This is a genomic window from Ruegeria sp. BF8 (assembly GCF_056538625.1).
This window is the reverse complement of record NZ_JBQFTL010000003.1, coordinates 14,953-28,277: the sequence shown is the minus strand read 5'-3', so window position 1 is coordinate 28,277 and position 13,325 is coordinate 14,953. Positions and strand designations below refer to the sequence as shown.

At 62.7% G+C, this 13,325-nt stretch carries 13 protein-coding genes; 7 read left to right on the top strand and 6 right to left on the bottom strand.

Annotation, left to right across the window (positions count from 1 at the left end):
* From ACR0LD_RS10720 to ACR0LD_RS10700, 5 genes are all read left to right on the top strand, one after another.
* Complete coding sequence (locus ACR0LD_RS10720; protein WP_480636891.1) at window positions 1-918, top strand: Hint domain-containing protein; 918 nt, start codon at window positions 1-3, stop codon at window positions 916-918.
* A 40-nt stretch (window positions 919-958) separates the two neighbouring features.
* Window positions 959-1,699, top strand: a complete 741-nt coding sequence (gene mtgA / locus ACR0LD_RS10715) for a monofunctional biosynthetic peptidoglycan transglycosylase (RefSeq protein ID WP_480636889.1) — start codon at window positions 959-961, stop codon at window positions 1,697-1,699.
* Between the two features lie 59 nt (window positions 1,700-1,758).
* On the top strand, window positions 1,759-2,424 hold the full coding sequence (gene fzlA / locus ACR0LD_RS10710; protein ID WP_170364267.1) for an FtsZ-binding protein FzlA: 666 nt from the start codon (window positions 1,759-1,761) through the stop codon (window positions 2,422-2,424).
* 75 nt (window positions 2,425-2,499) lie between these two features.
* On the top strand, window positions 2,500-3,537 hold the full coding sequence (queG, locus tag ACR0LD_RS10705) for a tRNA epoxyqueuosine(34) reductase QueG (protein ID WP_170361004.1): 1,038 nt from the start codon (window positions 2,500-2,502) through the stop codon (window positions 3,535-3,537).
* Window positions 3,538-3,608: 71 nt separating this feature from the next.
* Window positions 3,609-5,612 carry a hydantoinase/oxoprolinase N-terminal domain-containing protein gene (locus ACR0LD_RS10700; RefSeq protein ID WP_480636887.1) on the top strand — a complete coding sequence of 668 codons (2,004 nt, stop codon included), beginning with the start codon at window positions 3,609-3,611 and terminating at the stop codon, window positions 5,610-5,612.
* 3 nt (window positions 5,613-5,615) lie between these two features.
* Here the strand turns inward: ACR0LD_RS10700 and msrA are convergent, their stop codons facing one another.
* On the bottom strand, window positions 5,616-6,128 hold the full coding sequence (gene msrA, locus ACR0LD_RS10695) for a peptide-methionine (S)-S-oxide reductase MsrA (protein WP_170373453.1): 513 nt from the start codon (window positions 6,126-6,128) through the stop codon (window positions 5,616-5,618).
* On the bottom strand, window positions 6,125-6,574 hold the full coding sequence (gene msrB / locus ACR0LD_RS10690) for a peptide-methionine (R)-S-oxide reductase MsrB (protein WP_170342488.1): 450 nt from the start codon (window positions 6,572-6,574) through the stop codon (window positions 6,125-6,127). The genes msrA and msrB overlap by 4 nt, the downstream gene beginning before the upstream one ends.
* 145 nt (window positions 6,575-6,719) lie before the next feature.
* Between msrB and ACR0LD_RS10685 the strand changes: the two genes are divergently transcribed.
* Window positions 6,720-7,241: a glutathione peroxidase gene (locus tag ACR0LD_RS10685; RefSeq protein ID WP_480636884.1), complete on the top strand. Its 522-nt coding sequence runs from the start codon at window positions 6,720-6,722 to the stop codon at window positions 7,239-7,241.
* On the opposite strand, the gene ACR0LD_RS10680 is transcribed toward ACR0LD_RS10685, so the two are convergent.
* A complete protein-coding gene (locus ACR0LD_RS10680) occupies window positions 7,217-8,104 on the bottom strand; it encodes a DMT family transporter (protein WP_480636883.1) in 888 nt (295 codons plus the stop codon). The two genes, ACR0LD_RS10685 and ACR0LD_RS10680, sit on opposite strands and share 25 nt — an antisense overlap.
* Window positions 8,105-8,288: 184 nt before the next feature.
* Here ACR0LD_RS10680 and ACR0LD_RS10675 point away from each other — a divergent pair, with 184 nt between their 5' ends.
* Complete coding sequence (locus tag ACR0LD_RS10675; protein ID WP_170365941.1) at window positions 8,289-9,485, top strand: BCCT family transporter; 1,197 nt, start codon at window positions 8,289-8,291, stop codon at window positions 9,483-9,485.
* Window positions 9,486-9,571: 86 nt separating this feature from the next.
* Here the strand turns inward: ACR0LD_RS10675 and ACR0LD_RS10670 are convergent, their stop codons facing one another.
* From ACR0LD_RS10670 to ade, 3 genes are all read right to left on the bottom strand, one after another.
* On the bottom strand, window positions 9,572-9,859 hold the full coding sequence (locus tag ACR0LD_RS10670) for an HU family DNA-binding protein (RefSeq protein ID WP_170340577.1): 288 nt from the start codon (window positions 9,857-9,859) through the stop codon (window positions 9,572-9,574).
* 130 nt (window positions 9,860-9,989) lie between these two features.
* The gene (locus ACR0LD_RS10665; protein ID WP_170438827.1) at window positions 9,990-11,453 is read right to left on the bottom strand and encodes an AMP nucleosidase; all 1,464 of its coding nucleotides are present in this window, start codon (window positions 11,451-11,453) and stop codon (window positions 9,990-9,992) included.
* Window positions 11,450-13,252, bottom strand: coding sequence for an adenine deaminase (gene ade / locus ACR0LD_RS10660; RefSeq protein WP_480636881.1), 1,803 nt, complete (start codon window positions 13,250-13,252; stop codon window positions 11,450-11,452). The genes ACR0LD_RS10665 and ade overlap by 4 nt, the downstream gene beginning before the upstream one ends.
* Window positions 13,253-13,325 lie beyond the last annotated feature (73 nt).

Sequence of the window (13,325 nt, the reverse complement as noted above, 5' to 3'; positions counted from 1 at the left end):
ATGCCCACGACCTATCTTGACCAGTTCTTTGCCATGGATCCGGCCAGCCCGCCGGCAACGGGGACCCTTCTGACGGTTGAGAAGTACAATCTGGTCGACCAGAACGACGATGGCGACATCGACAGTTCCGACAATGACTCGGTCAACGGCATTGATGTCACCCGATCCTGGCCGGGCGACACGGTGACGATCAACGTGTCCGGTGTGGGAAACGTCACCTACACGGGAATCACCTTCTATCTGGCTGATGGCAGCCGCGTGTTCACCCCGACGGACGGTCAGGTGCTGCAAGAGGGGACGCTAGTCTCGACGACTTTCGTCAATACCGAAGGTCCCTTGGTGGTTCCGGGTGAGCTTGGGCCGCCGTGTTTTACTGCCGGAACAATGATAAAGACACCCGATGGATTGCGCCGCGTCGAGGATCTGCAGGCCGGTGACCTTGTCACGACGGTCGACAATGGTGCGCGGGCCCTGATCTGGGTCGGCAGAACCACCGTCGCGGCCGAGGGCAACGCCGCACCGATCCGCTTTGCCGAAGGGGTTTTGGGACTGGACCGTGACACTCTGTTCTCGCCCCAGCACCGGATGCTGATCGACGATTGGCGCGCGGCTTATTTCTACGGCCACCCCGAGGTTTTTGTTGCCGCACATTCCCTGGTCAACGGCACGACGGTGACGCGGGTCGAAGGTGGAGAGATCGAGTATTTCCACCTGTTGTTCGACCAACACGAGATCGTCATCGCCAACGGCGCCAAAAGCGAAAGCTACTATCCCGGGCACGCCGTTACGCGGTCTGACCGGGAAACCCAGGCCGAGCTGTTGCGACTGTTCCCGCAGTTGGCAGCGGTGGAAGATGGTGGTCCGAAAACCGCCCGTCCGGTGGTGCGCCCGCGCGAAGGGCGGCTGATCGCGTCATAATTCCGTTCCAAATACCAGTGCTGCGGCGTATAGCAGGAACATGGCGAAGAAAGCAGCGCGCAAATCCCGCGGTAAGTCCAAAAAGGCAACCCGGTCTCGGAAAACGGAAACGCTCATCGTTCGGATTCGGCGGTGGGTACTGCGTGTCATTGGGGCCCTGGCCGCGGCGTTCGTGGCGCTTGTTTTGCTTTACACCGTGGTCAACCCGCCGATCACCCATACGATCTGGTCCGAGTGGCGCCGCCTGGGCAAGGTGGACCGGGAATGGGTCGCGATCGAGGATATGTCTTCGGTCATGGCCCGGTCGGTCGTTGCGGCCGAGGATGCGAATTTCTGCCTGCATTGGGGCTTTGACGTAAACGCGATCCGCGATGCGCTTGAAGATGGTGGCAACCGCGGGGCGTCGACCATTTCTCAGCAGGTGGTCAAGAATGTCTTTCTGTGGCAGGGGCGCAGTTGGGTGCGCAAGGCGCTTGAGACCTCCATGACCCCTGTCGTCGAAATCTTCTGGAGCAAGAAGCGCATACTCGAGGTGTATCTGAACGTGGCAGAGACCGGTGAGGGCCTGTTCGGAATCGAGGCGGCCGCCCGCAAGAATTTTGGAGTCAGTTCCGCCCAACTCAGCCCGGTGCAGGCGGCGCGGCTGGCGGCAATCCTTCCGTCACCGCGAAACCGTTCGGTCACGGACCCGTCGGTTTACACCCGCAGACGAGCCGCCGCGATCCGCGATGGAGCGGCCACCATCCGCGCAGATGGTCGCGCAGATTGCTTCGAGGATTGAAACTTCTGCCCGTCAGCGGCTATTGCTGAGCGGTACTCAATTGGTTCGAATGGATCCACATGGCGCGTTTGTTTCACGTTCCCCTGTCCCCCTTTTGTCGAAAAGTCCGCCTGTCCCTGGCGGAAAAGAAGATCGAAGTCGAATTGGTCGAGGAAAAGTACTGGGAAAAATCCCCGGACTTCTTGCGCAGAAACCCTGCGGCCAAGGTCCCGGTTCTGCGGCTGGATGGCCGGGTGATGTCAGAAAGCGCGGCGATCTGCGAATACATCGAAGAGACACGGCCGGAACCCGCATTGATGCCGAAAACTCCGGAAGCACGGTTCGAGGTGCGCCGTCTGGTCAGTTGGTTTGATGACAAATTCCACCATGAGGTGACATCCAAGCTGCTGTACGAGCGGGTGAACAAAAAAGTGACCGGTCAGGGCTATCCCGACAGCAAGAACGTCAAGGAAGGCGCGCGGGCAATCAAGTTCCACTTGGATTACATGGCCTGGCTGCTGGATCAGCGGCGCTGGCTGGCGGGGGATCAGATGACATTGGCCGATTTTGCGGCTGCCGCGCATCTGTCGGCGTTGGACTATATTTCGGACGTGGACTGGAATCGCAGCCATGTGGTCAAGGACTGGTACGCCAAGATCAAGTCTCGCCCGGCCTTCCGGTCGATTCTGGCGGATCAGGTGCCGGGCTTCCGCCCGCCCGCCCATTACGCCGACCTGGATTTCTGATAGGTTGGGGCAGGGGGCGGTCTGCCCCCTCTTGGCCCATTGGGCCAATTCACCCCCGAGGATATTTTGGGCCAGATGAACAGCGCGACGGCATTGAAGGACAGGTTGGTGTCGCAGGCCCGGGCCGAGGGGTTCGTGTCGTGCCGGATCTGCCGACCCTGGGACGTGCCGGAAGTGCCTGCGCGGTTGGCCGCCTTTCTGGCGGCCGGTTATCACGGGCAGATGGGCTGGATGGCCGAGCGCGCCCATTGGCGGGGGGATCCGGCGGAGCTGTGGCCTGAGGCGCGCTCGGTCATCATGCTGGCCGAGAGTTACACGCCGGATCATGATCCGACCGAGGTTCTGGGCCGACCCGATCGCGGGGCGATCTCGGTCTATGCGCAGAACAAAGACTACCATGATCTGGTCAAAAAGCGGCTGAAGCGGCTGGCCCGGTGGCTGATTGCCGAAGCCGGGGGCGAGGTGAAGGTGTTCGTCGACACCGCGCCGGTGCCCGAGAAAGCACTGGGCCATGCGGCCGGGTTGGGCTGGCAGGGCAAACACACCAATCTGGTCAGCCGGGAGTGGGGCAATTGGGCCTTTTTAGGGTCTGTTTTCACCACTCTGGACCTGCCGACGGACCCGCCGGAAGTGGATCATTGCGGGTCGTGTCGGGCCTGTCTGGATGCCTGTCCGACGGATGCCTTTCCGGCGCCCTATCAACTGGATGCGCGGCGCTGCATTTCCTATCTGACCATCGAGCACAAGGGGCCGGTGGATCAGGAGTTGCGCGGCAAGCTGGGCAACCGGATCTATGGCTGTGATGATTGCCTGGCCGCCTGTCCGTGGAACAAGTTCGCGGTGGCGGCCAGTGACATCCGATATGCCGCGCGCCAAGACCTGATGGCGCCGCCGTTGGCGGAACTGGCCGGGTTGGACGATGCGGCGTTCCGGGCCAGATTCTCGGGTTCTCCGATCAAGCGGATCGGGCGCGACCGGTTCGTGCGAAACGTTCTGTATGCCATCGGCAATTCCGGGTCGTCGGAGTTGATTCCGGTCGCGCAGGCGTTGATCGAGGATGCCGACCCCACGGTGGCCGACGCGGCGCGCTGGGCGGTCGAACAACTGTCGTGAATGCCGCAAACAGGCTGGACGCGTCGGTTCAAACCGCTACACCCGTGACTGCGAACAGGATGGAGATCCCGATGGCGTTGGCTTTGGGCGTGGATACCGGTGGAACCTACACCGATGCGGTGCTGATCCGGGACGAGGAAGAGGTGATCGCCTCGGCCAAGTCCCTGACCACACGCGAGGATCTGGCGATCGGCGTCGGGCGGGCGATCCGGGCGGTGCTGGACCAGGCGCAGGTCGCGCCCGTTCAGATCTCGATGGCGTCGCTGTCGACGACGCTGGCCACGAACGCGCTGGTCGAGGGGCAAGGCGGGCGCGTCGCGCTGATCTATGTCGGATTTCGGGACGGCGATCTGGACAGGCATGGGCTGCGCGATGCGCTGAAGGGTGACCCGGCGCTGGTGATCTCGGGCGGGCACAGCCATGCCGGGGCTGAGGCCGCGCCTTTGGATACAGGGGCGTTGACCGAATTTCTGGACCAGCAGTCCGGGATTTCCGGGTTCGCGGTTGCGGCCCAGTTTGCCACGCGCAATCCCGCGCATGAGCTTGAGGTCGCGCGGATCATCACTGAGAAAACCGGCGCGCCAGTGACCTGCTCGCATCAGTTGTCGGCCAAGCTGAATGGGCCGAAACGTGCGGTGACGGCGGTGCTGAATGCACGTCTGATCGGAATGATCGACCGTCTGATCGGCCGGGCGCAGGATGTTCTGCTCGAGCTGGGCATCGACGCGCCGATGATGGTAGTGCGTGGCGATGGCGCCTTGATGAGCGCCGAGCAGGCGCGGGAGCGGCCGATCGAAACGATTCTCAGCGGTCCGGCGGCCTCGATAGTCGGGGCGCGCTGGCTGACCGGAGTGCATGATGCGCTGGTGTCGGATATCGGAGGGACGACGACCGATGTGGCTCTGATCCGCGACGGAAAGCCGGCGATCGACCCGGCGGGCGCACGGGTCGGCGGGTTCCGCACCATGGTCGAGGCGGTGGCGATGCGCACGCATGGTCTGGGCGGTGACAGCCAGGTGCATGTGGTGACCGAAGGCCTGCGCGGCGGCGTTTTCCTGGGTCCGCGCCGGGTGCTGCCGGTGTCGCTGATCGCGTCTGAGGCGCCCGAAGTGGTCCATGCCGCGCTGGACGAGCAGTTGCGCGCGACCACGGTGGGCGAGCACGACACCCGTTTCGCCCGCCGCGTGCCCGGCATCCACGCCGAGGGTCTGGGACCGCGCGAGGTGGGGCTGCTGGAGCGGCTGGGGGACAGGGTTCTGCCCCTGAGCGCCCTGCTGCGCACGCGGATGGAAAACGGCGCTCTGACCCGGTTGGTGGATCGCGGGATCGTTCAGGTCTCGGGGGTGACGCCGTCGGATGCCAGCCACGTTCTGGGGCGCCTGTCCGATTGGGATAAGGGTGCCGCGCGCAAGGCGCTGGAGTTGATTGCGCGCCGGCGTGTGGGGTCGGGCGACCGGCTGGCGGGCTCGGCCGATGAACTGGCCGGGATGATCGTGGATCAGTTGACCGAACAGACCGTTTTGACCCTATTAGAGACTGCTTTTGCGGAAGAGGCCGAGGCGTTCGGCCTGCCGCCCGAGGATCTGGCGCGCCATGTGCTGACCCGGCGGGGCTTGCACGGGCATCGCGGTCTGCTGGCGTTGGACACGAGGCTGAACGTGGATGTGGTCGGGCTGGGGGCCTCGGCGCCGAGCTATTACCCGGCGGTCGGCGAGCGGCTGCGCTGCACCATGGTGCTGCCCGACCATGCCGGGGTGGCCAACGCGATCGGGGCCGTCGTGGGGCGGCTGACCATGCGGCGGGCGGGCACGGTGACCGCCCCGTCCGAAGGCCGGTACCGCGTGCATCTGAACGACGGGCCGCAGGATTTCCCCGAACCCGAACCCGCGTTGGACCTGCTGGAGGCCGAACTGCGGCGCGAGACCGAAAGCGCCGTGCGCGAAGCCGGGGCCGAGGATATCCGCGTGATCGTCAACCGTGACATCCGCACCGCCCGGATCGAAGGCAAGGATGTCTTCGTCGAGGCGATGCTGACCGTCGAAGCCAGCGGCCGCCCGCGGGTGGCCGTCGGCTGACCTTTATTCGGCGGCGCTGCTGCGTTTGGGCAGAACCCAGTCCGGGCGCGAGAAGTGGCAGGTATAGCCGTTGGGGATACGCTGAAGGTAGTCCTGATGCTCGGGCTCGGCCTCCCAGAAATCGCCCGCGGGTTCGACCTCGGTCACGACCTTGCCGGGCCACAACCCGCTGGCATCCACATCGGCGATCGTGTCCAGCGCGATCTGTTTCTGCGTTTCGTCGCAGTAGTAGATGGCCGAGCGATAGCTCATCCCAATGTCATTGCCCTGGCGGTTCACGGTGGTCGGGTCGTGGATCTGGAAGAAGAACTCGAGCAGATCGCGATATGTGATCTGCGCGGGGTCGAACCAGATCTCGATTCCTTCGGCATGGGTGCCGTGGTTGCGATAGGTCGCGTTGGGCACGTCGCCGCCGGTATATCCGACGCGGGTGCGCAGAACGCCGGGCAGCTTGCGGATCAGGTCCTGCATGCCCCAGAAGCAGCCTCCGGCCAGAACGGCGCGGTGTTCGGTCATTTCGGGTCCTCCACTTGATCGAGGTATTCGCCATAGCCCTCGGCCTCCATGTCGTCACGATGGATGAACCTCAGCGCGGCGGAGTTGATGCAATAGCGTAGCCCACCCTGATCCAGCGGACCATCGGGAAACACATGGCCCAGGTGGCTGTCGCCGTGTTTCGAGCGGACCTCGGTCCGGATCATGCCCAGCGAGCGGTCCTCCAGCTCGGTGACGTGGTCATGCACGATGGGTTTGGTGAAGCTGGGCCAGCCGCAGCCCGATTCGTATTTGTGGGTCGAGGCGAATAGCGGCTCGCCCGATACGATATCCACGTAGATGCCGGGTTCCTTGTTGTTCAGGTGTTTTCCGGTGCCGGGGCGTTCGGTCCCGTTGCGCTGGGTGACGTGGAATTCCTCGGGCGACAGGGCCGCTACAACCGATGGATCTTTGGTATATTCGGGCATGGGTCCTCCGGCGTTTCATACGTTGCCGAGATATTTGGGGTGTGCCGCGACAAAAGCAAAGCCCTGTTTCACCCGGCTCGCGCGATCGTGCGGGTGATCTGCCGCCGTAGTTCGAGCGTATCAATATCAAAGAGGAGGTCACGCCATGTTCAGAATGTTGCTGTTGTCTGCCTTGTTGTTGATCGGTCGAACGGTGCAGGCCGCGCCCGTATCCGGAGAGTTCCCATCGATCGATGGCGGCACGCTGTCGCTGTCGGACTGGCGCGGCCAGCCGGTTCTGGTGGTCAACACGGCCTCGCAATGCGGGTTTACCGGGCAATATGCCGGGCTGCAAAAGCTGCAGGACACCTATGGGCCCAAGGGTTTGGTGGTTTTGTCGGTCCCATCGGATTCCTTCAACCAGGAACTGGAAACCGCCAGCGAGGTCAAGGAGTTCTGCGAGTTGAACTATGACCTGACCCTGCCCATGACCGACATCACCCCCGTGACCGGTCCGCAGGCCCACCCGTTCTACAAGGCGGTCGCGGCCGAAACCGGGTTTGTGCCGGGCTGGAATTTCAACAAGATTCTTCTGAGCCCCGAAGGCGAGGTCGTCGCGACCTTTGGGTCGACGACGCGGCCGGACTCCCGCAAGCTGCGCCGTCAGGTCGAGGCCCTGCTGCGCTGAACCGGCTGGCGTGACAACTGCACAGCCAGAATGCCCAGCGTGGTGACCGCAACGCCGACGGCATCCATTGCGCCCAACCGCTCACCCAGCAGAATCGCGGCGATCGTGACCCCGAACACCGGGTTGAGGAAATGGAAGGTCGCCGCGCGGGTCGGTCCGATCCGGTTGAGCAGAAGGAACCAGATCAGCGTGGCCAGCAGGCCGGGGAACAGGGTCGTGTAGGTGAAGGCCAGCGCCAGCGGCCAGGTCGGGCGGATATGGATCGTCTCGAACAACGGGGCGGCGACAAACAGAACCGCCGAGCCGACGAACATCTGCAAACCGACGACCATCATGAAATTCCCGCCCGAGGTCGCCCCGCGCACGGCCAGCGTGGCGAAGGTCAGCGCCAGCGCGCCCAGCCCGCAGAGGGCAACGCCAAACAGGTCGATCCCGGCGCTGATCCGGCTGCTCATGATCAGGGCCACGCCAGCGAACCCGGCCAGCAGACCCAGAACACCCAGCGGACGCAACCGTTCCCCGAACAGCAGCCAACCGGCCAGCGCCACCAAGAGTGGCATGGTCGAGGCGATGATCGCCGCTACCGAGGCTTCGACCGTTTGCATCGCATAGAAATTTAGACCCAAATAAAGGGCATTCTGGCAGATTCCGAACAGGATGGTCGCATGCCATTGCGACCGCGTCAGGTGCCAGCTCTGGCCCATGGCCCGGGCGATTGCGACACCCAGGATGCCGGAAATCAGGAAGCGAACCGCCAGTGAAAACAGCGGCGAGGCATCCGCGACGATGATCCGCGCCGATGTAAAGGCCGACGACCAGATGAAGGCAAAGGCCAGCCCCATGGCGATGGCGCGCAGATCCATGACCGCTCCTGTTTGAATGTGCGGCGACTGTTTCCGATTTTCTCTCGGGCCACAAGCGCCCGAGCGTCAAAAAAGACACATGGAGCGCGCAAGTTTTCCGTGGGTGCCGGTTTTATTGATTGACTAGCCAATTAAAGATATCCGCTCGGTGATCTGACATCTAAAGGGAGGTTTGTCGGTGCTATTGGAATACATCCTGTCATTCGGGGTCCTGCTTGCTCTTGGGCTGGTAGCGTTCTTCGTCGTGAAATGGTGGAACCTGCGGTGCGTGGGCGTGACACCTGTACATCTGTTCACTTTCATCGCGATCCTGTTCACATCCGGCCTGGATGTCGGGCTGATCATGTTCCCGCTCACCGAATTCGGAGGCTATGCCGAAGATCCGGCCTATGCGTTCGCAAACCCGCTGGCGGTCGAGTTCGGGTTCTGGGGTTTCCTGATCTGGGCCTTCTATTTCCTGACGGCCTTCTATTTCTGCGTCATCGAGCCCCGAGTGCAGTTCTTTGAGATCCCGGTGGTCAAGCTGATCAACAATGTGGTGATCATCGGGACCTGCGCTTTCACCGCCAGCCTGTTCCTGATCTACCTGCCCGGATACCTGCCCGAAGTTGGTGATGGCGAGTCCGTGGTGACCACGTTTTACATCATCGTATTTGTCGTCATTCTGGCCGCGGCCTATTCCTCGACTGACCTGAAATACGTGCGGATTCTTTCTGTCGGCTCGACGTTTCTGTTTCTGGCGCTGATCCTTGGCATGTGGGCCGCGGCCGGTATGGGCGTTGCGGGTTTCGTGGAAACCAGCAGCAATATCGGGGCGTATTTCGCCAATATCCACAAGTTCATACTGCCTCTGACCGACTATCACGCCTTCTACCTGTTCTGGTGGTTTGCCTGGTCGATCATGATCGGTCAGTTCACCTCGCGCTTTGTCGGAGGGCTGACCACCTGGCAATTGCTGGCGGCGCTGCTGATCTTTCCGTCGATCCCCTTGGCGATCTGGTTCAGCGTGCTTTACTACTATCACCTGAACGGCATCAGCACCGCAGGCATCACCAACATCGCGATGGTGATCGTCGGCGTGACCTTCGTGATTAACTCACTGGACTCGCTGATCAGGCTCTATACCGACAACCTGAACATGACGGTCGAACGCTTCGGTAAGACGGCCTATGTTGCCGGCAATGTGGTGCTTCTGTTTGTGCTGACGCTTCTGTTCCAGAGCCAGTGGCTGCAGATTCAGTGGATCGGCGCCGTGGTGGTTGGCCTCTACCTCGCCTGCGTGGTCTATGTCCTGATCGTCAAGCGCACAGAGGTGATGAGCATCGACTCGATGCCCGAAGATCGGGATCTGGATTTCCACAAGGTCGAGACTGTTCACTGACCTCGGCCCGCCGGACCCGGTAAACAAATACCAAAGAAAAAGGGCCGCGAAATCGCGGCCCTTGATCGTTTTCCCTAAGGCGCGGATCAGCTGTTGACGCTGTCCTTCAGGGCCTTGGCGATGGTCATCTTCACAACCTTGTCGGCTTCTTTGGTGAAGGTCTCACCAGTGGCCGGGTTGCGAACCTGACGCTCGGGGCGCTCGCGGCAGTAGATCTTGCCGACGCCCGGCAGGGTCACAGCGCCTCCGGCCGAAACTTCGCGGGTGATCAGGCCAGTGATCGCCTCCAGCGCCGCGTTCGCGGATTTCTTGTCGGTTCCCATTTCCTCAGCGAGAGCAGCAACCAGCTGAGTCTTCGTCATAGGCTTTGCCATTTCTTGGTCTCCTTAACGTGCCCGATCTATTGGGCCTCACCGCGTAACTGTAACGGGATATTGTGGGCGAACACAACGAATAGTAGCACCGAAACCCCAAAAAATATGGGGATTTCGTTGCTTTTTTGCGTCAGAGGAAGGCCGTTTCGTCGAACGAGCGCAATTTCCGGCTGTGCAAACGTTCCAGTGGCATGCCTCGCAGGTGTTCCATCGCCCGGATTCCGATCGCCAGATGGCGGCTGACCTGAGTTGTATAGAACTCGGACGCCATGCCGGGCAACTTCAATTCGCCATGCAACGGTTTGTCGGATACGCACAGCAAGGTGCCGTAGGGCACACGGAACCGATAGCCGTTTGCGGCGATCGTGGCGCTTTCCATATCCAGCGCGATGGCGCGCGACTGGCTCAGCCGTTGCACCGGGCCGGATTGGTCGCGCAGTTCCCAGTTGCGGTTGTCGACCGAAGCCACCGTGCCGGTGCGCATGATCCGCTTCAGCTCATAGCCTTCCAGCTCGGTCACTTCGGCCACGGCGCGTTCCAGCGCGACCTGAACTTCGGCCAGCGGCGGGATCGGCACCCAGACGGGCAGATCGTCGTCCAGCACCTTGTCTTCGCGCAGATAGGCATGGGCCAGCACGAAGTCCCCCAGAGCCTGCGTGTTGCGCAGCCCCGCACAGTGGCCGACCATCAGCCAGGCATGCGGGCGCAGGACCGCGATGTGGTCGGTGGCGGTCTTGGCGTTGGATGGGCCGACGCCGATATTGACCAGCGTGATTCCCGACCCGTCGGCGCGTTTCAGGTGATAGGTCGGCATCTGCGGCAGTTTCAGCGGCTGTTCCAGCGGCGCGTCGGGGTCGGTGATCTCGACATTCCCGGTCGAGACGAAACTGGTATAGCCGCTGTCGGGGTCGGCCAGTTGCGCGCGGGCGTAGTTTTCGAATTCCGAGACGTAGAACTGGTAGTTGGTGAACAGAACGTGGTTCTGGAAATGGTCCGGATCGGTGGCGGTGTAATGGGCCAGCCGGGCCAGCGAATAGTCGATGCGCTGGGCGGTGAACAAGGCCAGCGGGCCGACGCCATCCTGCGGTTCGTGCACACCGTTGACGATGTCGTCATTGGTGGTGGTCAGGTCGGGCACGTCGAACACGTCTCGCAGGGTGAACCCGGCCGCTCCCTGATGCGGCACCACCAGATCGGGGTTGCCGGCCACGGCGAAATGCACCGGCATCGGCGTGGTCGAGGGGCCGATGGTCACCGGCTGATTGTGGTTCTTGATCAGCAGCGCGATCTGCTGCGTGAGGTAGGACCGGAACAGATCCGGCCGGGTCACCGTGGTGGCATGAACCCCCGGCTCGGACACGTGACCAAAGCTCAGGCGGCTGTCCACATGCGCGTAGGACGCCGTACGGATACGAATTTCCGGGTAATAGGCTCTGTAACGGACCTTGGGCGTGCCGCTTTCCATGGCCTCGGCAAAGCTGTCGCACAGAAAGGCGGTGGCCTCGTTGTACAGCTCTTCCAGCCGGGCAACGGCCGCGGCGGCATCGGTGAAAATCTCGGGGTCCCGTGGGTCGGGCGTTGTTATTTTTGTCATGCGAGGGGTTCCAGAAGGTCAATTTTTTCGAATGTGCGGACATCCACCAGTCCCAGATCGGATATCCGCAGTTCGGGGATGACGACAAGGGCCAGCAGCGAGTGCTGCATATAGGCGTTGTTCAACTGGCAGCCGCAGGCCTGCATCGCCTCGACCATCTTCTGCGCCTTGGCCGCGACGTCCGCGGCAGGGCTGTCGGACATCAGGCCCGCAATGGGCAGTTCGACCAGCGCCAGCTCTTCGCCATCACGGAAGATGGTGATGCCGCCGCCTACTTCGGCCAGGCGATTGGCGGCCAGCGCCATCTGATCGCGGTCGGTGCCGACCACGATCATGTGGTGGCTGTCATGCGCCACGGTCGAAGCCATGGCCATCCGGCCCTGATAGCCAAAGCCCGACACGAAGGCGTTGTTGACGCCGCCCGTGGCCCGGTGCCGTTCGACCAGCGCGATCTGGCAGACATCGCCTTCGCCCTCGACCAGCCCGCCGATAATGGGCAACTCGGCCTTCAGCGCCTGGGTGGGGGCCTGGTTCTCGACCACGCCGATCACGTTTGCACGCACGCGATTGGCGCCTTCGGGCGCGGAGATCTCGAAATCGGCGGCGGTCAGGGCATGGCCCAGATGCACCGTGTTGCGTGCCCGGCCAGGCCAGTCGAAATGCGGGCAATCCACCGTGATCGCGCCGTTCTCGGCCACCACCTGTCCGCGGGCGATGGCCATCTCGATCGGCAGTTCAGTCAGGTTCGAACTGAGGATCACGTCCGCCCGGCGGCCCGGCGTGATCGAGCCGATCTCGCGCTCAAGCCCGAAATGGGTGGCGGTGTTGATCGTGGCCATCTGCAACGCGATCAACGGGTCGCAGCCACAGGCGATGGCATGGCGCACGACGCGGTTCATGTGACCCTCGTTCACCAGCGTGCCCGAGTGGCAGTCATCGGTGCACAGGATGAAGTTGCGCGGGTCCAGCCCCTTTTCGGTGACGGCGGTGATCTGGCTTTCCACGTCATACCAGGCCGAGCCCAGCCGCATCATCGACCGCATCCCTTGCCGCACGCGGGCAATGGCGTCGGCCTCGCAGGTGCCTTCGTGGTCATCCGCCGGGCCGCCGGCGACATAGGCTGCAAAATCAGGCCCTAAATCAGGGGATGCATAGTGTCCGCCCACCGTCTTTCCCGCGCGCTGGGTGGCGGCGATTTCGGCCAGCATCTTGGGATCGGAGTTGATCACACCGGGAAAGTTCATCATCTCGCCCAGCCCGATGATGCCGGGCCAGGTCATCGCCTCGGCCACGTCTTCGGCGGTGATCTCGTAGCCCGTGGTTTCCAGCCCGGGCGCCGAGGGCGCGCAGGACGGCATCTGGGTGAAGATGTTGACCGGCTGCATCAGCGCCTCGTCATGCATCATCCGCACGCCGTCCAACCCCAGGACATTGGCGATTTCATGCGGGTCGGTGAACATCGACGTGGTGCCATGCGGGATCACCGCGCGGGCGAACTCGGCCGGGGTCAGCATGCCGGATTCGATGTGCATATGCGCGTCGCACAGGCCGGGGATCATGTAGCGGCCCTTGGCCTCGATGATCTGTGTGTCGGGCCCGATGCAGTGGCTGGCGTCGGGGCCGACATAGGCCACGCGTCCGGCGGCGATGGCGATGGAGTGATCGGGCAGCGCCTCGCGGCTGTGCACGTTGATCCAGATCCCGCCGCGAATGACCATGTCGGCGGCTTCGCGGCCAGCGGCAACGGCGATCAGGCGGGGGGCGACGTCGGGCCAAGAGGGGAAGGGTGCGTATTCCATGGCACAACTTTCCCGAATGCATCGGAAGGTGCAACCCCTGCTTTGCCACCTTCATGAAACCGTCATCCGACCG

Bases quoted from the DNA above. Each gene is read 5' to 3' on its own strand.
- msrB (WP_170342488.1), bottom strand. From the start codon at position 6,574: ATGCCCGAATATACCAAAGATCCATCGGTTGTAGCGGCCCTGTCGCCC.
- ACR0LD_RS10665 (WP_170438827.1), bottom strand. From the start codon at position 11,453: ATGACAAAAATAACAACGCCCGACCCACGGGACCCCGAGATTTTCACC.
- fzlA (WP_170364267.1), top strand. From the start codon at position 1,759: ATGGCGCGTTTGTTTCACGTTCCCCTGTCCCCCTTTTGTCGAAAAGTC.
- msrA (WP_170373453.1), bottom strand. From the start codon at position 6,128: ATGACCGAACACCGCGCCGTTCTGGCCGGAGGCTGCTTCTGGGGCATG.
- ACR0LD_RS10700 (WP_480636887.1), top strand. From the start codon at position 3,609: ATGGCGTTGGCTTTGGGCGTGGATACCGGTGGAACCTACACCGATGCG.
- ACR0LD_RS10685 (WP_480636884.1), top strand. From the start codon at position 6,720: ATGTTCAGAATGTTGCTGTTGTCTGCCTTGTTGTTGATCGGTCGAACG.
- ACR0LD_RS10670 (WP_170340577.1), bottom strand. From the start codon at position 9,859: ATGGCAAAGCCTATGACGAAGACTCAGCTGGTTGCTGCTCTCGCTGAG.
- mtgA (WP_480636889.1), top strand. From the start codon at position 959: ATGGCGAAGAAAGCAGCGCGCAAATCCCGCGGTAAGTCCAAAAAGGCA.
- ACR0LD_RS10720 (WP_480636891.1), top strand. From the start codon at position 1: ATGCCCACGACCTATCTTGACCAGTTCTTTGCCATGGATCCGGCCAGC.
- ACR0LD_RS10680 (WP_480636883.1), bottom strand. From the start codon at position 8,104: ATGGATCTGCGCGCCATCGCCATGGGGCTGGCCTTTGCCTTCATCTGG.
- ade (WP_480636881.1), bottom strand. From the start codon at position 13,252: ATGGAATACGCACCCTTCCCCTCTTGGCCCGACGTCGCCCCCCGCCTG.
- queG (WP_170361004.1), top strand. From the start codon at position 2,500: ATGAACAGCGCGACGGCATTGAAGGACAGGTTGGTGTCGCAGGCCCGG.